This window comes from Agathobaculum sp. (assembly GCF_034098985.1).
Lineage (GTDB): Bacteria > Bacillota > Clostridia > Oscillospirales > Butyricicoccaceae > Agathobaculum.
In genome coordinates this window covers 1-22,078 of sequence record NZ_JAXEOA010000004.1, presented here as the reverse complement: position 1 = coordinate 22,078, position 22,078 = coordinate 1, and the positions used below count along the sequence as shown (strand labels likewise).

Annotated in this window: 19 protein-coding genes, 1 pseudogene and 1 CRISPR repeat array; of the genes and pseudogenes, 11 read left to right on the top strand and 9 right to left on the bottom strand. The window is 59.0% G+C overall.

Annotated features, from left to right (window positions below; all coding sequences use genetic code 11):
* Positions 1 to 49: 49 nt before the first annotated feature.
* Positions 50 to 631: pseudogene (locus SO058_RS11100) on the bottom strand (DapH/DapD/GlmU-related protein); the annotation flags it as partial.
* A gap of 848 nt (positions 632 to 1,479) precedes the next feature.
* On the opposite strand from SO058_RS11100, the gene SO058_RS01065 reads away from it, so the two are divergent.
* Together SO058_RS01065 and SO058_RS01060 are read left to right on the top strand one after the other, a co-directional pair.
* Positions 1,480 to 2,415 carry a DnaD domain-containing protein gene (locus SO058_RS01065; protein WP_320841156.1) on the top strand — a complete coding sequence of 312 codons (936 nt, stop codon included), beginning with the start codon at positions 1,480 to 1,482 and terminating at the stop codon, positions 2,413 to 2,415.
* On the top strand, positions 2,405 to 3,397 hold the full coding sequence (locus SO058_RS01060; protein WP_320841155.1) for an ATP-binding protein: 993 nt from the start codon (positions 2,405 to 2,407) through the stop codon (positions 3,395 to 3,397). The genes SO058_RS01065 and SO058_RS01060 overlap by 11 nt, the downstream gene beginning before the upstream one ends.
* Positions 3,398 to 4,069: 672 nt before the next feature.
* Here SO058_RS01060 and SO058_RS01055 read toward each other — a convergent pair.
* Positions 4,070 to 4,573, bottom strand: a complete 504-nt coding sequence (locus SO058_RS01055; RefSeq protein WP_320841154.1) for a superoxide dismutase family protein — start codon at positions 4,571 to 4,573, stop codon at positions 4,070 to 4,072.
* A gap of 103 nt (positions 4,574 to 4,676) precedes the next feature.
* Here SO058_RS01055 and SO058_RS01050 point away from each other — a divergent pair, with 103 nt between their 5' ends.
* Entirely contained in the window at positions 4,677 to 5,495 is an 819-nt protein-coding gene (locus tag SO058_RS01050) for a P-loop NTPase (protein ID WP_320841153.1), read from the top strand.
* A complete protein-coding gene (locus SO058_RS01045; protein ID WP_320841152.1) occupies positions 5,492 to 5,926 on the top strand; it encodes a NifB/NifX family molybdenum-iron cluster-binding protein in 435 nt (144 codons plus the stop codon). The genes SO058_RS01050 and SO058_RS01045 overlap by 4 nt, the downstream gene beginning before the upstream one ends.
* A 58-nt stretch (positions 5,927 to 5,984) precedes the next feature.
* Here SO058_RS01045 and SO058_RS01040 read toward each other — a convergent pair whose 3' ends face one another.
* From SO058_RS01040 to SO058_RS01010, 7 genes are all read right to left on the bottom strand, one after another.
* Positions 5,985 to 6,863, bottom strand: coding sequence for an AraC family transcriptional regulator (locus SO058_RS01040; RefSeq protein ID WP_320841151.1), 879 nt, complete (start codon positions 6,861 to 6,863; stop codon positions 5,985 to 5,987).
* A 20-nt stretch (positions 6,864 to 6,883) separates the two neighbouring features.
* Positions 6,884 to 7,996 (bottom strand): glycerol dehydrogenase, encoded by a 1,113-nt coding sequence (locus SO058_RS01035; protein ID WP_320841150.1) that lies wholly within the window; start codon positions 7,994 to 7,996, stop codon positions 6,884 to 6,886.
* 22 nt (positions 7,997 to 8,018) lie between these two features.
* Positions 8,019 to 8,984, bottom strand: coding sequence for a transketolase family protein (locus tag SO058_RS01030; protein WP_320841149.1), 966 nt, complete (start codon positions 8,982 to 8,984; stop codon positions 8,019 to 8,021).
* Between the two features lie 7 nt (positions 8,985 to 8,991).
* Positions 8,992 to 9,855, bottom strand: a complete 864-nt coding sequence (locus SO058_RS01025; RefSeq protein ID WP_320841148.1) for a transketolase — start codon at positions 9,853 to 9,855, stop codon at positions 8,992 to 8,994.
* 17 nt (positions 9,856 to 9,872) lie between these two features.
* The gene (locus SO058_RS01020) at positions 9,873 to 10,931 is read right to left on the bottom strand and encodes a zinc-dependent alcohol dehydrogenase (protein WP_320841147.1); all 1,059 of its coding nucleotides are present in this window, start codon (positions 10,929 to 10,931) and stop codon (positions 9,873 to 9,875) included.
* Between the two features lie 35 nt (positions 10,932 to 10,966).
* Positions 10,967 to 12,355 (bottom strand): MFS transporter, encoded by a 1,389-nt coding sequence (locus SO058_RS01015; RefSeq protein WP_320841146.1) that lies wholly within the window; start codon positions 12,353 to 12,355, stop codon positions 10,967 to 10,969.
* Positions 12,356 to 12,473: 118 nt separating this feature from the next.
* On the bottom strand, positions 12,474 to 13,301 hold the full coding sequence (locus SO058_RS01010; RefSeq protein ID WP_320841145.1) for a sugar phosphate isomerase/epimerase family protein: 828 nt from the start codon (positions 13,299 to 13,301) through the stop codon (positions 12,474 to 12,476).
* A gap of 396 nt (positions 13,302 to 13,697) precedes the next feature.
* Here SO058_RS01010 and cas3 point away from each other — a divergent pair, with 396 nt between their 5' ends.
* From cas3 to cas2, 7 genes are read left to right on the top strand one after another with little or no spacing between them, the layout of a single operon-like run.
* Positions 13,698 to 16,067, top strand: coding sequence for a CRISPR-associated helicase Cas3' (cas3, locus tag SO058_RS01005; RefSeq protein WP_320841144.1), 2,370 nt, complete (start codon positions 13,698 to 13,700; stop codon positions 16,065 to 16,067).
* 1 nt (position 16,068) lies between these two features.
* Positions 16,069 to 16,800, top strand: a complete 732-nt coding sequence (cas5c, locus tag SO058_RS01000) for a type I-C CRISPR-associated protein Cas5c (RefSeq protein WP_320841143.1) — start codon at positions 16,069 to 16,071, stop codon at positions 16,798 to 16,800.
* On the top strand, positions 16,801 to 18,582 hold the full coding sequence (gene cas8c, locus SO058_RS00995) for a type I-C CRISPR-associated protein Cas8c/Csd1 (RefSeq protein ID WP_320841142.1): 1,782 nt from the start codon (positions 16,801 to 16,803) through the stop codon (positions 18,580 to 18,582).
* The gene (gene cas7c / locus SO058_RS00990) at positions 18,563 to 19,405 is read left to right on the top strand and encodes a type I-C CRISPR-associated protein Cas7/Csd2 (protein ID WP_320841141.1); all 843 of its coding nucleotides are present in this window, start codon (positions 18,563 to 18,565) and stop codon (positions 19,403 to 19,405) included. Before cas8c ends, cas7c begins: the two co-directional genes overlap by 20 nt.
* The gene (cas4, locus tag SO058_RS00985; RefSeq protein WP_320841140.1) at positions 19,395 to 20,057 is read left to right on the top strand and encodes a CRISPR-associated protein Cas4; all 663 of its coding nucleotides are present in this window, start codon (positions 19,395 to 19,397) and stop codon (positions 20,055 to 20,057) included. The genes cas7c and cas4 overlap by 11 nt, the downstream gene beginning before the upstream one ends.
* Positions 20,054 to 21,085, top strand: a complete 1,032-nt coding sequence (gene cas1c / locus SO058_RS00980) for a type I-C CRISPR-associated endonuclease Cas1c (RefSeq protein ID WP_320841139.1) — start codon at positions 20,054 to 20,056, stop codon at positions 21,083 to 21,085. Before cas4 ends, cas1c begins: the two co-directional genes overlap by 4 nt.
* A gap of 9 nt (positions 21,086 to 21,094) precedes the next feature.
* Positions 21,095 to 21,385, top strand: coding sequence for a CRISPR-associated endonuclease Cas2 (cas2, locus tag SO058_RS00975; protein ID WP_320841138.1), 291 nt, complete (start codon positions 21,095 to 21,097; stop codon positions 21,383 to 21,385).
* A gap of 173 nt (positions 21,386 to 21,558) precedes the next feature.
* A CRISPR array of direct repeats spans positions 21,559 to 22,057; the repeat unit is 32 nt; unit sequence GTCGCTCCCTTCGCGGGAGCGTGGATTGAAAT.
* Positions 22,058 to 22,078: the final 21 nt, after the last annotated feature.

Genomic DNA, 22,078 nt, shown 5'->3' with positions numbered 1-22,078 from the left:
TCGATTTGCCCCTCCGTCTGTTTTCTTTTATTCCCCGAACTGTCCCGGATTATTTTTTCTCTTTTTCATGCGCGGCGCGGCGGCGGTCGTTCCAGCCGTCCAGCACGGTCTGCCGCGCGCGGGCGACGGCAAGCGCGCCGTCCTGCACGTCCTTGGTTACCGTCGTCCCGGCGGCTGTGAACACGCGGTCGCCCAGCTTGACCGGGGACACCAGATTGGTGTTGCAGCCGATAAAGCAATCGTCGCCGATAACGGTCTGGGTCTTATGGTAGCCGTCGTAGTTGACGACGACCGTGCCGCAGCCGAAATTCACCCGCTCGCCGACCATCGCGTCGCCGATATAGGTGAGATGGGAAACCTTGGTGCCGTTTCCGATGGTCGATTTCTTGAGCTCGACGAAGTCGCCGATGCGGCAATTGTCTCCCACCACACACTGCGGGCGGATATAGGCGAACGGGCCGACCGTGACGTGCGCGCCGACCGTGGATTCATAGACCTGCGAGTTGTTGACCGTCGTCCCCGCGCCGATTTTGCACTTTTCAAGGATCGAATTGGGGCCGATGACCGCGCCCGCGCCCACCTCGCAGCCCGGGCGAATGTGGCAGCCGGGCAGGATGGTCGCGCCGGGGGCGATCTTCGCGTCGGGCGCGATGTAGGTGCCCGCGGGGTCGAAGATCTGAACGCCCTGTTCGATAAGGCCGAAGTTTACGCGGCTGACCATCGAGCGGAACGCGATATAGGCCGAGGAGCCGTCCCGGATGGGGACGATCTCATTGGTCACCGCGACGCCCTTTTGCGCGCCCGCGGCAACCGCGGCGGAAACCAGCCCGTCGAGCGTGTCCGCGCCTCTGTCGACTGCCTTTAGCAGGAACTCATACGCAAAGACCGCGACGAGGCATTCCTTATCCGCCGGGATGGACTGGCCCTCGGCGTCGTAGCCCTGGCGGTCGCCGGTCAGCACACTCACGCCGTAGCCCGCCGCCGTGTGGCTTTCCAGCAGATGGGAAAGCGCGTCGTCCTCCGCAAGGGCGAACGGCGCGGCGGCGACCAGCACATGCCCGCACTCAGGCAGGCCGGCGAGCGAGGCGAACCGGTTTTCGGCAAGCGGCAGGTCCTGCGTGCCGGGAAGCGCGCTTTCCTCCGCGGTATGCGCGAAAAACCGCGTTCCCACGGTTTCGGGGAGCGCGTGCAGGACAACGTCCCCGGCTGTGCCAAACAGAACCGGGCGGGTGAACGCGGCAACGCCGTCCGCGTCAAACAGTCCGCCAACAAGGGCGGCGGTGATATTCTCCATAAACGAATCCTTCCGTTCTCATTTGGACAAAAAAAGTCCGAAATTGCATTAACAAAAACATTATACAACACCGGCACGCAAATTGCATCAGCATTTTTGATAAAATTCCCGTCCCCCTTGCGTCTTTTTGAGGCGCAAGGTATAATGGGAGATACGAAAACACGTTTTGGGAAAGGAAAGCCGGTATGTCTCTGCTGCCCGAGGGCGAACTGCGCGTTGCAAGCTGCGAAACGCTGGACAAGCTGATCGCCGTCGGCGACGGCGACGCCGCCCTGCTCTATTTATATGTCCTGCGTCATGGCGACGGGGCGGAGGATAAAACCGTCCAGCGCGCGCTGCACCTGCCGCGCGACCGCTATGAACGCGCCGCGTTCACCCTGCGCTCGCTGACCGCGCCCGCCGCCGCTGCCGAACCGGCGGACAAGCCCCAGCTTCCCCAGTATACGCCGGACGAGCTGCGCCGCGCCCGCGGGGACGACCATCGCTTTTCCGCCGTGTGCCAGACAGCCGAGGACACACTTGGCCGCACGCTCACCGAGGGCCAGCTCCGCTGCCTACTCACCGCTTACGACCATTTGGGGCTGTCCGCCGAGGCCATCATCGAGCTTTTGGCGTATCTCAAAAAAGAAAAAGGGACGGTGCGGCTGGCCGACATCCGGCGCGAGACCTATGCGTGGGCCGATATGGGCATCTATTCCGCGCGCGACGCGCAAAGCTACCTCGCGCGGAAATCGAGCGAAAAGCCGTTGTCCGAGGCGGTCTACAAAGCCCTTGGCACACAGGGGGACGCTCCCGCGCCCAAGGAACAGCGCGTTTGCGCGTTTGCGCTTTCCCACGGGTTCCCGCCCGAGGCGGTCGCGCTCGCGGTGCAGCGCTGCGAGAAGCAGCAGGGGCGTTTGAGCCTCGACTACACGCTCGGCATCCTGCGCCAGTGGGACGGCAAGGGCGTACATACCGTCAGCGAGATCACCGCGCTTGAGCCGGAGACCCGCGCGGCCGTCGGCCAGACCCACGAGCCCGCGCCGACCGACAGCGCCACGCTCGCCGCATGGGAGCAGGACTGGGCCGCGCGCGTCAAGCGCCACCGCGCACAATCGGAGGAACCGTCAAATGGCAATTGAGAAACGCATCCTCGCCGCCGCACGGCGCGAGCTGGAACGCGAACGCGCCGCACGGCAGGACGAACTCAACGCCCGCCGCGCCGAGGTCTACGCAAAGGCGCCGCGCGTGCGGCAGATCGACCGCCAGCTCTCCGCGACCGCCGCCGCCGTGCTGCGCGCCGCGCTCGAATCGGGCGGCGACCCCGAGAGAGCGGTCGCGCGCATCCGCGAAAACAACCTCGCCTTGCAGGAGGAGCGCGCCGCACTCCTTTCGCAAAACGGCTTTGCCGCCGATTACCTGTCCGACAAGCCCGCGTGCCCGCAGTGCGGGGACTCCGGCTATGTCGGCAGCGCGCTTTGCGGCTGCATGAAAGAGCGGTGTGCGCGGATGCTTCAGGAGGAACTGTCCGCCGTGCTGCCGATCCAGGATCAGAATTTCAAAAAATTCCGCTTTGATTATTATTCCGCGCGCCCGGACGCGCGCCTCGGCGTGTCGCCGCGCGAAAATATGGAATATAATCTGGATGAGTGCAAGGCCTATGCCGCGCAGTTCAGCCATGCGTCTCCCAACTTGCTGCTGTACGGCTCTACCGGGCTGGGCAAGACCTTTTTGTCCACTTGTATCGCCGACGCGGTCGCGGCACGCGGCTTTTCAGTCGCGTACGATACGGCGATCAACATTGTCGCCGCGTATGAAACGCTCAAATTCGGCAACGGGGACGGCGAAAGCGCCGCGCGGCGCACCGAGCGTTATGAGCGCGCCGACCTGCTCATCATCGACGACATGGGCACCGAAATGGGTACGGCGTTCACCGTGTCCGCGCTTTATAACCTCATCAACAATCGCCTGATGGCAAAGCGGCCGATGATTGTCAACACCAACCTGCTGCCTGAAACGCTTTCGGAAAAATATTCGCCCGCGGTCGCCTCGCGCCTTTTGGGGGAATTTCTCGCGCTGCGCTTCTTTGGGGACGATATCCGACTGCTGAAAAAGCGTTCCTGACAGACGGAAACAAAAGCTTCACAAGCTGTTCATTTTTTATTCACACATTCTCCTTTTTGCGGCGTTATACTGTGATTGTCAGGTAGGGAAGCCGCAATCCCCACTTTGACACAGCAGCCTACCGATCTTTTATTTCTCTTTTTTACCCCCCTTTATTTTGTGAACCGAACGAAAAGGCCCCTGCTTTGTTTCCCCCAACAAAGCAGGGGCCTTTTCCCGTCCGCGTGAAGCCTTTAAAAACCTTTCACAGGATGTTCAAACGCCGTTCACACTTTTGGCAAAAAAGCGCGGTATACTAAACACGTAGTCAGGGAAGTCACGAAGCCCTGTTGCAAAAAGCCAAACTTTTTGATTCTTCTCTTTCCCCCTTTTTTCTGTCAATTGAAAAACGCCCGTTTCGCGGTTTCCCCCTCCGCAAAACGGGCGTTTTTCCGCTTTGTGGCAGCTGAAACAATTCTTTCACAGGATGTTCAAAATCTATTCACACATCCGCGCCCGCCGCGGGGTATACTGTGATTGTCAGCAAGGGAAGCCGCAATCCCCCGCTGGCACAGCAGCCTACCGATCTTTTATTTCTCTTTTTTACCCCCCTTTTTATTGTGAGATGAGGAAAGCGCCCCGGAATCCTGTTTCCCCCAACAGGCCCGGGGCGCTTTCCTGTTCGCTTTTTATTCAGCGCCTCACCGGCGCGATCACGCCGCACGCGATCATATCGCCCGCGCCTCCCGAGGGCTGGGTTGTGAAATCGTCCGGCTTTGCGTGGATGATGACGGTCTTACCGGTCACGTCCGGCAAGCGGAAGCGGTCGGTCAGCACGGCCATCCAAGCGAAGCCCGTGCGGTCGACGAAAAGCGGCGGCAGGTCGCCCGCGTGGTACGGATGCGGGCAATTCCCGGGGTTAAAGTGCCCGAGCGCGTTCGCGAACGGCTTTCCCGCCGTACCCGAACACGAGCCGCCCTCATGGATGTGCAGTGCGCAGATCGGCTGGGCGCACGCCATGCGGTTAACCGGTAGGCCGCGCACAGCGGCGGTGACCAGTACGCCCTGCGGCGTCTGGTAAAAGGACACGGTCCCTTCTATCTGCCGCCCGCCCGGCGCGCCCTGCACGACTGCCGCCGCATCCGGCAGGCCGCCTGTGATAATCGATGCAAAATATTGTGAATTAGACTGTTTCATTGGCATTCCCTCCATAAAACAGCCTATGCGCCCCCTCTTGATAATGCCTCCACGTTGCGGTATACTATTCTTAGCGTTTTAGCCAAGATAGGAGTTGTTAACCATGGGTTGTTCGCATAACTGCGAATCCTGTTCGTCGAACTGCGGCTCGGAAAAGAGCCTGCAAGTCGCCGCGAACCCGAAAGCATCCATAAAAAAAGTGATCGGCGTCGTTTCCGGCAAGGGCGGCGTCGGCAAAAGCCTGCTGACCTCGTCCCTCGCGGTCGGCATGACCCGCAAGGGCTACACCTGCGGCATTCTGGACGCCGACATCACCGGCCCCTCCATCCCCAAGACCTTTGGCGTGCACGGCCATCTGGACGGCACCGAGGACGGCATCCTGCCCGCGCGAAGCGAGGGCGGCGTGCAGATGATCTCCATCAACCTCGTTTTGCCCAATGAGGACGACCCGGTCATCTACCGCGGGCCGATCATCGCGGAGACCGTCAAGCAGTTCTGGTCGGACGTGTTGTGGGACGAGGTCGATTTCCTGTTCGTCGATATGCCGCCCGGCACGGGCGACGTGCCGCTGACCGTATTCCAGTCCCTGCCGGTGGACGGCATTCTGGTCGTTACCTCGCCGCAGGATCTGGTCTCCATGATCGTCGGCAAGGCAGTCAAGATGGCCAAGATGATGAATATCCCGCTCATCGGCGTGGTCGAAAATTACAGCTATCTTGCCTGCCCGGACTGCGGCAAGCACATTTCCGTGTTTGGCGAAAGCAAGCTCGATCAGGTGGCCGCGCAGTATGAGCTGAACGTGCTCGCAAAGCTGCCGATCGACCCCAAGCTCGCCGAAGCAGTGGACGCGGGCAAAATTGAGGACGCCAAGCTACCGGACGCGCTTTCCGGCGCGATGGCCGCGTTGGAGGGCTTGCTATGAATATTGCGGTAGCCTGTGAAAACGGGCAGGTCGCGGCGCTTTCCGGCGCGTGCCGGGAGTTTCTGATCGTCACCGCCGAGGACGGCCTGCCGACCGCCAAACACATTGCCCCGTGGGCGGATGGCAGCCACACGGCCATGCTCAAGCTGGTGAATGAGGAAAAGGTGGACGTGCTCATCTGCGGCACGCTGGGCATCGCTTCGCGGAACGCCCTCGAAATGATGGGCGTGCTGCTCGTTCCCGGCTGTGAGGGCGCGGCGGAAGAGGCGGTCGCCAAATTTCTGGTGGGCGAAAAGCAAGGCGACCCGTCCATCCTCGACCTTGCGCGCGAGGAAGACCCGGACGACCCGATGGCCTGCATGCACGACTGCGCCAAATGCGCAGGCTGCGGCCCGATCGAGATTTTAAAGCAAATTCCGCAGGATAAATAAGAAAAAGGGATGAAAACAGGCTGTTTTCATCCCTTTTTCGTTTTTGCAAGCAATCCCGTCAGTCCTCTGGTTTTCCTTTTTTATGCTGTTCGCGGTATTGGGAAAGAGAAAGCCCTTCATATTGCTGGAACAGCTTGTATAGCGCGCGGGGCGAAGAAAACCCGATTTTTTCCGCGATCTCTTCAATGGAATAATCGGTGGTGCACAGGTAGTTTTTCGCATAGGCGATGCGGAGCAGGTTGGTATTCTTGATGAAGGTGGTGGAAAACATCGCTTTATAGGCGCGGCTCAGATGCCGCGGCGAAACGTTGAGCGCCTCCGCCGCGTTTTCCACGGAAACGTTTTCCGGGTAATGCGCGTGGATATACATCGACCCCTGCATCGCCAGATTCTCCCGCCCCGCGAAGTGTGTATCGCGCACTTTCGCTGCGCCGAGCTGACGCAGTGTCTGGATGGCGATTTGATAGCACAGCAGGACGGCCTGCGTATTCCAGCCCAGCCGCTTTTCGCGCAGCTCGGCGTTCAGCCGCCCGATAAGCGGCTCGACGGCCGGCAGGTCGGAAACCACCTGATAGCCGACCGTATCGACCGGCGCGAGCGCCTGCGTGATATCGGAAAACTCCAAGGGACCATCCGGCCCGTTCATTGCAAGCTGCTCGCAGGGGACAAGATCAAAAATGAGTGCAAAGTAGCGTTTGGGAACATCAGGATTGTAATAAACATGGTGCTTCACATCCTTGGCCAGCACACAGGCCTGCCCCGCGGCAAGCTCCTGTGTACTTCCCGCGATATTGATGCGGATAGACCCCTCCAGCACATAATAAATCTCATACAGCGGATGGTTATGCGGAAACTCGGCGATCCATTGGTCGAGCGTCTCCGCATAGTACACGACAAACTTATAGCCGGAAAACGCAAGCTCTTCGATGTTTTTCATGTACTGCCGCTTATTCATAATTAGAGAAGCGATCCTCCTTCATGGTACAGTCGGCCGATGGCGTCCGCGGCTTTGTAGGCGCCGAGCACCTTCTCGTATGTCACCTCGAACGGCTGGTTCTTCATGAAAACCTGCTCGAGCGCCGCGCGGGTCATGATGTCGTATTCCTCGTCGGTCAGATCCGGGAGGTGCATGTCGTCGAAGGTAATCGGCAAACCGACGTCGCGGCAGAACCGGTAGACCTGATCGAGCTGGTCGTTTGATGCTCCTTGCATGACCAACTGGCAGCAGGTAGAGAAGGCTACGCCCTCGCCATGATAGACATATTCTTCGCGGTTCGGCAGCGCCAGCATGCCAAAATAAAAGCAGTGGTCTGAAGAGGAGCCGTTGTTTTCAAAACCCATGCCGCTCATCAGGATATTTACTTCTATTATAGCATTATATGCGTCGCTGAGCGCTTTTTTCTCAGCGGCAAGTTTTGCCTGCACGCCGTATGCAAACAGCATGTCATACGACAGCTTGGCAATCGCCAGCGCGCTGTGCGTGCCGACGCCACCATGGTGATTGTTAATAAAGTTTTGCTGGCACACCAAGCCGCCCACATAGGTGGAAAGCGCGTCGCCCATGCCGGAAACGAACTGCCGCACCGGCGCCTTGAGCAATATCTCGGTGTCCGCCAGCACCAGATCGGGGTTTTTCGGGGAATTGATCGCCTCGGTCATCATGTGGGTCTGCTCATCGTAAATGCAGGAAGCCGCGCTGGTGTATGCATCGGTGGCTGCAATGGTCGGGATAATGACCTCGTGCAGCAGCCCGCTTTTAAACGCCGCCGCCTTGACCGAATCGACGATCTTGCCGCCGCCCACGCCGACCAATGTCTGCGCGCCGAATTCCGCGGCGGCCTGCATCAGCTTTTCGATGTTCGGCCAACTGCACTCGCCCGAAAACTCATAAAAGCGCAGCTCCTTGCCCGAAAGCGCCTCGGCGATCGTGTCCTTTAGATCGCGCATACGGTTTTTGCTGGCGACGACCAGAAAACGCTCCCCCATCCAGTCCACATATTTTTTCAGTTCGCGGATCGCTCCGTAGCCCTGCACATATTTGCCGCAGCAGCCCATCACTTGTGTCGTCATAACTGTTTCTCCCGCTTTCCCGTTACAGTTTGAGCATGGTTTCCAGCGTCGCTACAATGCCGTCCCGGTCCATGCCGTAGTAGTGATAGATGTCGTCGACCGAGCCGAGCACGGCGAATTCGTCCGGCATGCCCACGCGCTTGAAATTCCCCTTGTAGCCGGCTTCGCACAGCACCTCGGCTACCGCGCCGCCCAGCCCGCCGTTGATCGAGTGATCCTCGACCGTGACAACGTTGCCCGTCCTTTCGGCCACGCGCAGGATCGCTTCGGTATCGAGCGGCTTGACGGTGTGCACATCGAGCACGCCCACGCTCACGCCATGCTTCTCTTTCATCATGCGGGAGGCCATCAGGCATTCGTAAAGGTTGGAGCCGCATGAAATGATGGAAGCGTCCGTGCCCTCGATTGTTTCGATCGCTTTGCCAATCTCCAAATCGTAATCCTCTGCATAAACGTTGGGCGAACCCGCGCGGTCGATACGGATGATCATCGGGCCGTCGTAATCCATCGAGGCGCGGATGAACTTGCAGCACTGCGCCGCGTCCGCTGGGACGACGACGGTCAAGTTGGGGATCGCGCGGTACAGCGCGAGGTCGGCGATGTCGTTATGGGTCGGGCCGCCGCCCGCGGTCACGCCCGAATGCGTGCCGATCAGGCGCACCTTGACGTCGTTATAAGCGATATCGGTATGGATCTGGTCGGCCGCGCGCAGCGGCAGGAAAGGGCCGAAAACCTGTGAAAACACTGTGCAGCCCGAAAACGCCAGCCCGGCCGACGCGCCCACCTGATCTGGTTCTGCAATGCCGAAGTTAAAGCAGCGCTCGGGGAACTCTTTGAGCAGTTTGCCCGCCGAGGACGAGGGGGCGACATTGTCACTGAACGTGAACACGAAGTCCTTGCCCTCCTTGGCCATTTTGTAAAGCTCTTCGCCGTACGCCTCGCGGGCGTTGGAGAGCATCATGTCAAAATCATACGTTGTTTTTGCCATAACCGCTTCACGCCTTTCTCATTTTCGCAACGTCTGCCAGCGCGGTCTTCAAGTCGTCCTCGCTGATTCCGCCGCCGTGCCATTTGTGGTTGTTTTCCATGAAGCTGACGCCCTTGCCCTTGACCGTGTTGGAGACGATAAAGGTCGGCTTGGCACGTTTTTCGCAGTCGCGTTTGGGAAGCTGGTCGAGTGCGGCGCAGACCTGCGACATGTCGTTGCCGTCCGCTACCTCGATCACGTTCCAGCCAAACGCGCTGACCTTGGCGGCCACATCACCCAAATTCATTACGTGCTCGGTCGTACCGGTCATCTGCAGACCGTTTTTATCCAAAATGCAGGTTAGGTTGCTCAGCTGGTAGTGCCCCCCGGACATAAGCGCCTCCCAGTTGGTGCCTTCGTCAAACTCGCCGTCTCCGATCATAACGATCACGCGGTAGTTTTCCCTGCGGTAGCGCGCGCCGAGCGCATAGCCGACCGCGATCGGCAGGCCATGGCCGAGCGAGCCGGCCGAAACCTCGATCTGCGGGCATTTCTTGCGGTTGGAGTGCATACCGAACTTGTAGTTTTCGAGGTTTTCAAAATGCTCCACCATGTAATCCTGCGTGTAGGCGCCAAGGTCGGAAAAGATGGTGTACAGTGTTTCCGAGCAGTGCCCCTTGGACAGGATAAAGCGGTCGCGCCCCTCCTTGTGCGGATCGAGCACATCATAGTTTAAGTATTTGTAATAGAGCGCCACCGCCATTTCAACAATGGACAGCTCGCCGCCCAGATGGCCCATGCCGATGCGGTAGATAAAACGAAGCAGGTCGCTGCGGATGTCCGCGCATTTGTTTTCCAGTTCCGGAATGGTGGTAAGTATGTTCTCGCTCATTGAAATGACCTTCTTTCTCATTCGCCGTCGATCTTGTTGCACCGGATGACGATTTTGGGGTATTTCCCACTGAGATGGGCGGCAAATGCCTGCTCACAATCATCGATATCAAAAATCTGCTCCGGCGCGGTAAATGCGCTGAAGTCCATGTCAGACAGCATCAGCGCCGTGCGCTCAAAGTTGAAATGCGTGCAGTAGGTGCCCGAAACGGTGATCTGGCGGTTATAGCAGTATTCAAACAGGTTGAACGGCAGGTCGTAGCTGTTCGGGAACATCGCGGAGAACAACACGGTTGCGCATTTAGCCGCGAGCGGCAGCACGTTTTCCGCCGCGCTCGGCACGCCGGACACCTCGACGATCACATCGTAACCATGGCCGCCGGTCAGCTCCATGCCGCGCTCGAACAGGTTTTCCTCCAATGGGTTGACCGTATAATCCACGCCGATCGTTTTGGCGATGCGGCAGCGCTCCTGGTTTGGTTCGCTCAGGGTAAGGCAGGCCGCGCCCCGCTTTTTAAGCAGCTGGCAGACGATCAGCCCGATCGGGCCGCCGCCCGAGACCAGCGCGCGGCCGCCCGTCTGCAAATTGCATTTATCCATAATGCGCACGCCGATGGACAACGGCTCCATCATGCAGCCCTGCAGCAAGCTGACGCTTTCGGGCAGTTTGACGACCTGCGACTTGTGCCAGACCACGTATTCCGCCATACATGGCTCATTCCCCACGTCCTCGCAGTATTCCGGGTTACCGGTCTTGCAGTGGTAGCAGCTGCCGCAATATTTCAGGAAATTGCCGCCGACTTTATCGCCAACTTTCAGCCCCGTATTGCCTGCGGTTTCGCCGAGCTCGACGATCACGCCGGACATTTCATGCCCCAGCCCGAACGGAGGCTCCCAGCCGAACGCGCCGCCGACGATATGCGGATCTGATCCGCATATCGAACAATAGGCTACCTTGATCTTCACATCGTCCGGACCGACTTCCTTTACCGGGAAGTCTACGATACCGACCTTACCGCGCTTTGCCTCGTCACGGTCTTTCATATTGCCGACTTTTACGCCGCATACGACTTTCATAGAAAAAGCCTCCTTGCTTCTTAAATTGACACTGCTTATGATTGCGTTTCCGACCTTGCCAGACGGCGGCGAGTCAGTTCCTGCACGATCTCGTCAAAGCGTTTTTCGGTGAGCGTATAGCGCGTATATACCACAATGCCGATAATCAGGATAATGGCCGGGATCAGAGAGTTGAGCGCCTTAATGGCGGTCAGTGTCGCCGCGTTCTGCACAGCGTTTGGCACATAGCCGGTGCGGTCAAACAAAATGGTAGGCACGATGCCCGCGATCGTCATGGAAATCTTGATTGAGAATGAGGCGAGCGAAAAGATCAAACCGCCGCAGCGGCGGCCGGTCGCATATTCGCCGTATTCCACGCAGTCCGGCAGGGTGGACCACATGGTGGCCAGCGTCATGCCGTAGCCGAACGAACCGAGCGCCTTGCCGATGCAGAAGCCGGTCAGCGCGCCGTCCGGCATCACGAAGAAAAGCAGCATACCGATGGTCGAAATGATGCAGCCGTAAATAATCGTCATCTTTTTGCCTACGCGCTTGGCGATTGCCGGCACGAACAGCATCGGAATAATCGACGGCAGGGTCTGAAGCAAATTCCACGTGCCCATATCCATCCGTCCGCCCAGATTATACTGGATGAAATAGGTGCCCACGGAGGAAACCATGATGTTGTACGTATAAGCCGCCAGATACATGACGAACAGGATCAGCAGCGGTTTGTTTTTGGAAAATTGGGTGCCGATATCGCGCCAGCGGAACGGCTCCTCCGCGTCCAGCGCGGATTCGGGGACGCGCTCCTTGCACACCTTGCCCGCAGTGAGGAACGAAATGACCATCACGACGGACAGCACGAGCATCGCGCGCTGGTAGCCGTTCTGCGGGGTGGTGCCGAGGCTGGCGGACAGCTTGGGGACGAGGATCGAGCAGGCGACGCCGCCGATGCCCGAGCAGAACATGCGGAAAGAATTGAGCTTGGCGCGCTCGATGGGGTCCTGCGTCATCGAAGAGGACAGCGAGGTAACCGGGATGATGATGCCGGTGAACAGCATGCCGAAGAGGATGTAAGTAAACCACGCATAAGCGACCTTGCTGACGCTTTCCGGCGTGGTAAACACGAGGACTGTTGAAATTCCATAGGGAATACACAGGCCGACGAACCACGGGATATATTTCCCATGCTTGAAGTGGCATTTTTCCACAATTGCGCCCATCAGCGGGTCGTTGATCGCGTCCCATACGCGCGCAGCCAGAAATAACACAGTGACCTGCGCCGGCGTAATCCCAAAGATGTCGGTGTAGAAGAAAGTGAGATAAATGGTGATGGTCTGGAATACCAAATCGCTGCCGAAGCCCCAAAAGCCGTAGGCCATTTTTTCCCCGGTACCGATTTTGACATAATAGCGTCTGCTTTCGTCTTGTAAATTACTCATACCGTTCTCCTATTCCACAGTTATATTGTGACCGGTGGCCGCTGGGAGACCTCTTCCCCCCGCCCTGTGCGGCCTATTTCTAAAGAATGCTACGCCGTCCTGCAGTAACGGCGCGGCATCAAAAGACGAATTTGCGAAGCCTCTCGTATGCTTCCGGTATCACCGTTTCCGGCCCCCTTGCCCAAATGCGCGGATTGAGCACCTCGACCGAAACCGGCCCGCGGTAGCCGCAGGCGCGCAGGCAGTCCATATACCGCCGCACGTCGATGCGGCCGTCGCCCGGCATGCAGCGGTGCATCTGGTCGAGCTGTGCAAAAGGCATGGCATCCGCATCGTTAATGTGCGCGATAAAGATCTTCTCCGGATCAAGACCGCGGATCATATCGAAATCCGCTCCTACATCCCATAGGAAGAGGTTAAAATCGTCCACCGCCAGACCGACTTCGGGACGGTCGACCTCCCGCACCAGCCGCCATGCCGTGGCGATGTCGCCAATTGCCATCGTGCCGACCGGCTCGAACGCAATTTTCATGCCGCTGTTGCGGCCTAGATCGGCTAAACGGTGCAGCGCGGCGGCGGTATCCTCGAAAACGGCTTCCGGCGTCCAGCCGTCTGGCAGGTCGGCGCGCTCGCTTGACAGCACGATCACCGTGTCCGCGCCCGCCGCGCGTCCCAGATCGCAGGCGAAGTCGAACTGACTGCAAATGTCCGCCCATTGCGCCTCCGAGCAGAAATTGATGGAAAAGATCGCGTTGATCGTCGCGCATTTCAGGCCATACCGCCGCAAAAGCCCGGTCAGGTCGTCCAGCGAATGGCTTTGCAGGTACTGGCGCGCTTTCTGGAAATCGATTTCAATAAGCGGAAAGCCCGCCTCGGCGCACAGCCTCACGTCGCGGTCCAGGGTCGACGTTTCCGAACAGGTTTGCAGGTTGTAACAAAGCTCCATCCCTTTCCGACCTCGCTTCCATATTTTGTGATATTGCATAGATTCCGCTTTCTGTAAGCTCTATTTTGCGACGAAACGCACAAAGTTCCAATGTTTTAAAAAGACAGCTTCCATAATTTTTGGTCTGTTTTTTATTTCGATTCTAGGCATATTGTCAAAATCCACAAATGCATTTTATGTGAATTGTTGAAACCGCCATGGCATATGCCGATTTATGGAATATTCTTGGAAATGATCCGCGGCCTATGCTATACTGGTTACAAAACAACCGAACACCTGCAACGCAAAACTTTACAAAAAATCTGCAAAACGCTTAAAAGTCCTTTTTATTGTACTTTAGCTGTGGTATGCTGGAAGCAGATAACAACCCGTGCATTTCATGGGAGGCGTTCTGTTATGTGTGAAATCGCGCATTCCCGCAGGGATGAAAAAGGCAGCCTGCAATTCCAGCCGCTTGCGGCGCATTGCCGCCAGTGCGCCGTATACGCCAGCGCATCCGCGCCGCCGGGCATGGAAAAAACGGCTTATTTAGCCGGCTTGCTGCACGATATGGGCAAGTATTCCACAGCCTTTCAAGACTATCTCCGCCGGGCGGCGGCGGGCGAAGAGGTGCGCCGCGGCAGCGTCAACCACACGTTTGCGGGCGCGCGGTACGCACTCGAACGCTGGCATACGGATAAGGAGCAATCCTTCCGCTCGCTTGCGTGCGAGCTTGTCGCCTATGCCGTCGGTGCGCATCATGGGCAGTTCGACTGCATCGCCCTAGATGGGGCGGATGGCTTCCGCCGCCGTCTGGAAACCGAGGGCACGGGCTACGTGCAGGCGCGCGCAGCCTTCCTGCGGGACTGCGAAAATGAGCAGGCACTCGACCGCCTATTCGGCGAGGCCGTCCGTGAGGTAACCGCCGCGTGCGAACGGCTGCGGCAGCTTGCGGACAGTGAGCAGGAAATGCTGTTTTATCTCGGCCTGCTCGCCCGGCAAACGCTTTCAGCGGTTATCGAGGGCGACCGGCAGGACACCGCCGAATACGCCCGGGCGGCCGTGTGTGGGGACGCGCCGGATGTCTGCTGGGACACCCTGCTTACCGCATTCGAATCCCGGCTCGCCGCTTTTTCAGACACGGGCGATATCAATCAGGCGAGAAAACGCATTTCCGACTGCTGCCGCGCCGCGGCTGACAGAGGCGGCGGCGTGTTCCGGCTGAATGTGCCTACAGGAGGCGGCAAGACGCTGGCGTCGCTGCGCTACGCGCTCGCGGCGGCGGCGCTGGGCGGGGAGCGGATCTTTTTCGTCATCCCGCTTCTTTCCGTACTTGAACAGAACGCGAAGGTCATCCGGGACTGGCTCAGCGACGACGAACTGATCTTAGAGCACCACTCCAACGCCGTGCGGGAAAATACGGTGGATGGCGAACTCGACGAAAACGAGCTGCTGCTGGAAAACTGGCGCGCGCCGGTCGTCGTCACCACGCTTGTCCAGCTGCTAAACACCCTGCTTGCCGGGCGGACCTCGTGCATCCGGCGCATGGGCGCGCTGCGCGGCAGCGTGATTGTCATCGACGAGGTGCAGTCCGTGCCGCGGAACCTGCTATCTGAGTTCAATTTGGCGATGAATTACCTTGTCGGCTTCTGCGGCGCGTCCGTCGTGCTCTGTTCAGCCACACAGCCGTGTTTGGAGCAGGCCGCGCACCGCCTGCGGTATGCGGAGCAGCCCGAGCTCGTCCCGCAGGACGAAAGCCGGACATTCCACCGCACAGAGTTTATCAGCCGCTTGGAGCCGCCGGGCTTCACAGTGGAGGAACTGGCGGATTTCGCGGCCTCCCAAGCGGAGGCGAACGGCAGCCTGCTGCTGATCTGCAATACCCGGACACAGGCGCGCGCGCTTTATGCCGCGATGCGCAGCCGGTGGCGCGGACAGCTGTTCCATTTATCCAACGCTATGTGCATGGCGCACCGGATACCGACCATAGACAAGATCAAACAGGCGCTTGCCGGGCGCGGCCCGGTGGTCTGTGTATCAACCCAGCTGGTCGAAGCCGGCGTCGATTTTTCGTTCGGCTGCGTTATCCGCGTGTTGGCCGGGCTGGATAACCTAATCCAGTCTGCCGGACGCTGCAACCGGAGCGGCGAGCTCGGCGGGGTGCGCCCGGTTTATATAGTTCGACTACAGTGTGAAAACCTTTCGCATTTAAAAGAGATCGCGCAGTCCCAACAGGCCATGGCCTCGGTTTTGCTGCAGTTTGCGCGCGATCCTGAGACATTTGGAAACGACCTGTCGGGCGCGGTGGCCGTGCGCGCGTATTACCAAACGCTGTACGCCGAGATGAAGCAGGGCGCGCAGGACTACCCGCTGCCGGGCGGCGGCACGCTGCTCGACCTGCTGTCCCTCAACAGCGAAGGGCGCGGCCACTGCGCGGCGGCAGAAAATTATCTGATAGGGCAGGCTTTCGCCACTGCGGGGCAGGCTTTCCATGTGTTCGATGACGCTGCGGTAGACGTCCTCGTGCCGTATGGCGGCGGCGCGGCGCTGATCGCGTCGCTCGGTTCGCCCCAGGCGGGGCATGATTTGGCGTACCGCTTTGACCTGTTTCGGCAGACGGGCGCGTTTTCTATCCCGTTGTATCAATATGAAGTTGACCGCCTGCGTGAACGCGGCGGCGTCTATCCCCTTTGCGAAGGGGCGGTGCTGGCGCTCCGCCCAGAGTTTTATTCCGACCAGACAGGTTTTTCCCCGGAGGGGGATGTCAATATATTTTTGGAGGTGTGATATGGCCTATCGAAACACGGTAGAATTTGAGGTGTCCGGCGCTTACGCGCTGTTCTCCGACCCGATCCTGCGCGTCGGCGGGGAGAAGTGTACGCTTCAGATCCCCACTTATGAGGCGCTCAAGGGCGTACTCAGCTCAGTTTATTGGAAGCCCACGTTCATCTGGTATATCGATGCGGTGCGCGTGATGAACCCGATCCAGACCGAGGTCAAGGGCGTTCGCCCCATCCATTGGCAGGATAATAAAAACGACCTGTCTTACTATACCTATTTGAAAGACTGCCGCTATCAAGTACGCGCGCATTTCGAGTGGAACGAAAACCGCCCCGCGCTCGCGGGTGACCGCAACGAGCACAAGCACCACAACATCGCGCGGAGAATGATCGAGCGCGGCGGGCGGCGCGATATTTTCCTTGGCGCGCGGGAATGTCAAGGATATGTATCGCCCTGTATATTCGGCGAAGGTGAAGGGGATTACGACGGCACCTCCGAGCTCGCGTTTGGCCTGACCTACCACGGCATCACCTATGCAGACGAGGCGTACTCCCCTGAAACGGAGGGCAAGATGACCGTCCGGTTCTGGTATCCGGTGATGCGCCGGGGCGTGATCGAATTTGCCCGGCCGGAGCAGTGCCCGGTCGCCCGCCCGGCGCGGGAAATGGCAGTCAAACCATTTGGCGAGGCGCTCGGCAATTTCCAAAGTGCGGACAGCCTGTTTGGGGAGGTGGAGTGAATGGGACTACTCGCGGCGGCCTACCGCACCTATCAAACGCAGGCGCACCGCGTTGGCGTGATGCACGAGGGCGAAAAGGAACCGCTGACGCCCGTGTCGCACATTGTGCAAAACGCACAGCTTGAAATCACTATTTCAGACGGCGGCGTTTTCCAAAGCGCGTCTCCTGTGCCCAAGGAGGACGCCAAGACCATCATCCCGGCCACGATCGAATCCGCAAACCGGACGTCGGCCCCCTGTCCCCATCCGCTCTGCGACCAGCTCGCTTATCTGACGCCAGATGGCGGAGGGCCGCATGAGACATATGTCGCGCAGCTTGAGGCCTGGGCGTCGTCGGCTTTCACGCACCCCAAGGTGCAGGCTGTGCTCCGCTACATAAAGGGCGGCAGCGTGATTGCCGACCTGACCGCCGCCGGCCTGATCCTGCCGGAGGATAAGCCGGATAAATATGGGAAATGGCTGGTGCGCTGGCGCGTGCTGCCCAAACCCGAGAACACCTCTGCGGAATGTTGGCGGGATACGACGCTGTTCGACAGCTTTACGCAGTTCTATGCCGCGCAGTGCGAAGGACGGCCGAAAGATCTCTGCATGGTCTCCGGGCGGCAGGATATGTTTTGCAGCATGCATCAGAAGGGCGTGGTCGCCAAATACGGCAACGCAAAGCTTATCTCCTCCAACGACCATGCGGGCTTCACCTACCGCGGCCGCTTTGTCAAGGCGGAGCAGGCGGTGAGCGTCGGCTATACGGCCTCGCAGCAAGCGCACAGCGCGCTGCGTTGGGTCGCCGCCAACCACGGCGTGATGATCGGCGGCCGTACGTTCCTGTGTTGGAATCCAGATGGGCGGGAAGTGCCGTCGTTCTCGCTGTTCGGTTTTTCAGAAAACCATGCGCCGGATTTCCCCAGCTACCGAAAAAATCTGCTTGAAACGCTTGGCGGCTACCGGCAGAAACTCGAGCCGGCGGACGGCGTGGTCGTCGCCGCGCTGGACGCGGCCACGCCCGGCCGGCTGAGCGTCACCTACTATAACGAACTTAGAGGCTCGGACTTCCTCGACCGCATCGAACGCTGGTATGATACCTTTTGCGTGGATTCCGGCCGGTTCGGCGTGCACGCGCCGTCCCTCCGCCGCATCGTGGACTGCGCGTTCGGCACGGAAAAGGGACAGTTTATCGAGGCGGACGAACGGGTGCAGCGGGAACATATTCAGCAACTGCTGCCCTGCCTGCTGGACGGCCGTCCCCTGCCGGCCGACATCGTCCGCGCGCTCGCCGCACGGGCGGGCATGCCGCTGGCCTACAGCCGCGGCAACCGGAAGAGCGTTTTGGATACGGCGTGCGCCGTCATCCGCAAATACCACAACGACAAAAAGGAGGAATGGACCTTGGCACTGGATACATCCTGCACGGACCGCAGCTATCTGTTCGGCCGCTTGCTGGCCGTGGCGGAAAAGGTCGAGCGCAGCACCTACGGCAAGGAGGAAGGCCGCGAGACCAACGCCATCCGCATGCAGACGGTCTTTGCGCAGCGACCGCTGTACGCATGGCGCATCCTCGGCGAGCAGTTAAATCCCTATTTTGCGCGTCTGACCCCCAACCTGCGCGCCTGGTACAAAAACATCATCAGCGAAATCACGGACAAGCTCGACTGGGATGACCCGTCGCTGAACCAAAAGCTGGACGACGTGTACCTGCTCGGCTATTACCACCAGCGCGCGGCGCGCGGCAACGAAAAAGACACAACGGAGACGGAGGAAAAAGAACATGAGCAAACTGCAGAATAAGATCGACTTTGTCGCGCTGGTCAGCGTCAAAATGGCAAACGGAAACGGCGACCCGCTCAACGGCAACCGCCCCCGCACGGATTACGAGAGCTTCGGCGAGATCTCCGATGTGTGCGTCAAGCGCAAAATCCGCAACCGCATGCAGGATATGGGACACAAGATCTTCGTCCAGTCGGCCGACCGCTGCGAGGACGGATATAAAAGCCTGAGCGAGCGCGCCTCTAAGGAGATCGGCAAGGTAACGGACGCGGACGAATACGCCCGCATCGCCTGCGAAAAGTGGCTCGATGTGCGCGCGTTCGGCCAGGTATTCGCGTTCAAGGCGGATAAAAGCGGCGTGTCGGTCGGCGTGCGCGGGCCGGTCTCCATCCATCAGGCGGTCAGCGTGTCCCCGGTCGAGGTGCGGTCAATGCAGATCACCAAGAGCGTAAACGGTGAACCGGGTGAAAAACGCAGCTCGGACACCATGGGTTCCAAGCACTTCGTCCGCTTCGGCCTATATAAAGTTAAGGGCGCGATCAACGTACAGCTTGCGGAAAAGACCGGATTCAGCGAAGAGGACGCGCAAACGGTCAAGGAGTGCCTGCGCACCCTGTTTGAAAACGACGCTTCTGCGGCGCGCCCGGAGGGCTCGATGGAGGTCGTAAAGCTTTACTGGTGGGAGCATAACTGTCCGTCGGGGCAGCATTCCTCGGCCAAGGTGCATGAACTGGTGCAGGCCAAACTGAAGCAGGACGTCGCCGCACCCACAAGCGTGGACAATTACGAGATCACCCTTGGCGAACTGCCCGGGCTACACTGTGAGATCATTGATGGATTATAAAGAGGAGGATTTCCTCCAATTATCCGGCCTTCAGCATTTTAAATTCTGCCGCCGGCAGTGGGCACTCATCCATATCGAGCGCCAATGGGCAGAAAATTTCCGCACGGTGGACGGCGCGCTGCTGCACCGCAACGCACACGACAAAGGCTTTCGCGAAAGCCGGGGCAGTCTGCTCACAACGCGCGGCCTCGCGGTATCCTCCGCATCGCTCGGCGTGTCCGGCGAGTGCGACATCGTCGAATTTCACCGCGGTGAAACGGGTGTGCCGCTTCCCGGGCGGGACGGGCTCTGGCAGCCGTATCCCGTTGAATACAAGCGCGGCGCGCCGGGCGGGCGCGGGGGCGACGAATTGCAGCTTTGCGCACAGGCCATGTGCCTAGAGGAAATGCTCTGCTGCGCCGTCCCGGAGGGCGCGCTTTACTTTGGGGAGACGCGCCGCCGCGTCCCGGTGCCTTTCACGCAGGAACTGCGCCAAGCCGTGCGGGACTGCCTTGCGGAAATGCACCAGCTATACCAGCGCGGCTATACGCCCAAGGTAAAACCCACCAAAGCCTGCGGCGCGTGCTCTCTGAAGGAGCTTTGCCTGCCCGGATTGCTCCGCACGGGGACGGTCGCGGATTATCTGTCCGATGCGATAGGAGAAACGCCATGAAACAGCTGCTGAACACGCTTTTTGTGACCTCAGAGGATATTTACCTATCCCTGGACGGTGAAAACGTGGTAGCGAACCGTGAAAAACAGATCGTGGCGCGGTATCCGCTGCATACGCTGCAAAATATCGTGTCCTTTTCCTACGCCGGCGCCTCCCCCGCGCTGATGGGCGCGTGCGCAGAGCGCGGCGTGGGCTTTGCGCTCTGTACGCCGCGCGGGCGGTTCCTTGCGCGGGTATGCGGACAGGGCGGCGGCAACGTACTGCTGCGCCGCGCACAGTACCGGGCGGCGGACGATCCGTTGCAAAGCTGCCGTACCGCGCGGACAATGATCTTCGGCAAGCTGGCAAACGCCCGCTGGAGCATCGAGCGCACCCGGCGCGACCACGGCCTGCGGGTAGACGGCGCAAAGCTGGCGGACGCGTCCGCCAGGATTAAGGCGCTGCTCCCACTTGCCGCCGAAGAGATTTCGCTCGACAGCCTGCGCGGGCTCGAGGGGACGGGCGCGGCCGCGTATTTCAGCGTTTTCGACGAGATGATCCTAAATAATAAAGAGGTCTTTGCGTTCCGCGGACGTAACCGCCGACCGCCCCTCGACCCGGTCAACGCGATGCTTTCCTTTGCGTACAGCCTGCTGGCGCACGACTGCGCGTCCGCGCTGGAGAGCGTTGGGCTGGATGCATACGTCGGTTTTCTGCACCGAGACAGACCGGGTAGATCGTCCCTCGCGCTCGATTTGATGGAGGAGCTGCGCCCCATCATGGCCGACCGTTTTGTTCTGACGCTGGTCAACAACCGCATGGTCGCGCCGTCGGATTTCGAAACACGTGAAAGCGACGCTGTACTAATGGCCGACGATGCCAGAAAAACGTTCTTAAAAGCCTGGCAAGAAAAGAAAAAGGATACGTTGACGCACCCTTATCTAAAAGAAAAGCTGCAGTGGGGCATGGTACCCTACATCCAGGCGCTGCTGCTTGCGCGGTATCTACGCGGCGACGTGGACGCGTATCCGCCGTTTTTGTGGAAGTGAGGGCATGGTATGCTGGTTCTCATCACATATGACGTTAATACGCAGGATGCCGCGGGCAGAAAGCGCCTGCGGCAGATCTCCAAACAGTGTGTCAATTACGGCCAGCGGGTGCAGTGCTCAGTTTTTGAGTGCCTGCTCGACCCGGCGCAGTGCCGCAGCCTGCAAGCCAAGCTGTGCACCATCATGGATCCGGAAAAAGACAGCCTACGGTTCTATTATCTGGGAAAGCGCTATGAAAATAGAATTGAGCATTTCGGCTGCAGGGAAACCTATCTGCCCGGGGATACGCTGTTACTATAATGGTGCGAAGGGGCAGTTCACAAGAAATCTTGGCGGGGTTCGCACTGTTTTTTCAGGCTATAACACCTCTTTTGCTCCTTTTTTATACTACGTAATGCCCCACGTCTTAAAGTAAATGGCCGATCTTATGCTGATTATACAAAACCAGCAAACGAGTTTTGTATGTTTTTGTCGTCGCTCCCTTCGCGGGAGCGTGGATTGAAATGGTTATGTCCGCGTATCCACCGAGAACCAGCTTGAAGTCGCTCCCTTCGCGGGAGCGTGGATTGAAATTCGTCGCTGGTGTATCTCGCTTTGTACATATAGCGTCGCTCCCTTCGCGGGAGCGTGGATTGAAATTCTTGATAATTCCCGCGCATGGATCGAGAAAGAGAAGTCGCTCCCTTCGCGGGAGCGTGGATTGAAATCTCGTCCGTCTTCTGTTGCCGCTTCTCGCGTCCGTCGCTCCCTTCGCGGGAGCGTGGATTGAAATCGAATATGGCTTAACAGCGGTCAGCGTGACATATCGTCGCTCCCTTCGCGGGAGCGTGGATTGAAATCACACTACTAAAGGAGAGCGTTACAGCCGAACCGCGTCGCTCCCTTCGCGGGAGCGTGGATTGAAATTTGGCATTCAGGTGGCCGGTGGCCGGCGTCTTTTGTCGCTCCCTTCGCGGGAGCGTGGATTGAAATTTCTCTCTGTTAGTACATTTA

Coding starts and splice junctions, on each gene's coding strand:
- SO058_RS01065 (WP_320841156.1), top strand. CDS start 1,480: ATGTCTCTGCTGCCCGAGGGCGAACTGCGCGTTGCAAGCTGCGAAACG.
- SO058_RS01060 (WP_320841155.1), top strand. CDS start 2,405: ATGGCAATTGAGAAACGCATCCTCGCCGCCGCACGGCGCGAGCTGGAA.
- SO058_RS01055 (WP_320841154.1), bottom strand. CDS start 4,573: ATGAAACAGTCTAATTCACAATATTTTGCATCGATTATCACAGGCGGC.
- SO058_RS01050 (WP_320841153.1), top strand. CDS start 4,677: ATGGGTTGTTCGCATAACTGCGAATCCTGTTCGTCGAACTGCGGCTCG.
- SO058_RS01045 (WP_320841152.1), top strand. CDS start 5,492: ATGAATATTGCGGTAGCCTGTGAAAACGGGCAGGTCGCGGCGCTTTCC.
- SO058_RS01040 (WP_320841151.1), bottom strand. CDS start 6,863: ATGAAAAACATCGAAGAGCTTGCGTTTTCCGGCTATAAGTTTGTCGTG.
- SO058_RS01035 (WP_320841150.1), bottom strand. CDS start 7,996: ATGACGACACAAGTGATGGGCTGCTGCGGCAAATATGTGCAGGGCTAC.
- SO058_RS01030 (WP_320841149.1), bottom strand. CDS start 8,984: ATGGCAAAAACAACGTATGATTTTGACATGATGCTCTCCAACGCCCGC.
- SO058_RS01025 (WP_320841148.1), bottom strand. CDS start 9,855: ATGAGCGAGAACATACTTACCACCATTCCGGAACTGGAAAACAAATGC.
- SO058_RS01020 (WP_320841147.1), bottom strand. CDS start 10,931: ATGAAAGTCGTATGCGGCGTAAAAGTCGGCAATATGAAAGACCGTGAC.
- SO058_RS01015 (WP_320841146.1), bottom strand. CDS start 12,355: ATGAGTAATTTACAAGACGAAAGCAGACGCTATTATGTCAAAATCGGT.
- SO058_RS01010 (WP_320841145.1), bottom strand. CDS start 13,301: ATGGAGCTTTGTTACAACCTGCAAACCTGTTCGGAAACGTCGACCCTG.
- cas3 (WP_320841144.1), top strand. CDS start 13,698: ATGTGTGAAATCGCGCATTCCCGCAGGGATGAAAAAGGCAGCCTGCAA.
- cas5c (WP_320841143.1), top strand. CDS start 16,069: ATGGCCTATCGAAACACGGTAGAATTTGAGGTGTCCGGCGCTTACGCG.
- cas8c (WP_320841142.1), top strand. CDS start 16,801: ATGGGACTACTCGCGGCGGCCTACCGCACCTATCAAACGCAGGCGCAC.
- cas7c (WP_320841141.1), top strand. CDS start 18,563: ATGAGCAAACTGCAGAATAAGATCGACTTTGTCGCGCTGGTCAGCGTC.
- cas4 (WP_320841140.1), top strand. CDS start 19,395: ATGGATTATAAAGAGGAGGATTTCCTCCAATTATCCGGCCTTCAGCAT.
- cas1c (WP_320841139.1), top strand. CDS start 20,054: ATGAAACAGCTGCTGAACACGCTTTTTGTGACCTCAGAGGATATTTAC.
- cas2 (WP_320841138.1), top strand. CDS start 21,095: ATGCTGGTTCTCATCACATATGACGTTAATACGCAGGATGCCGCGGGC.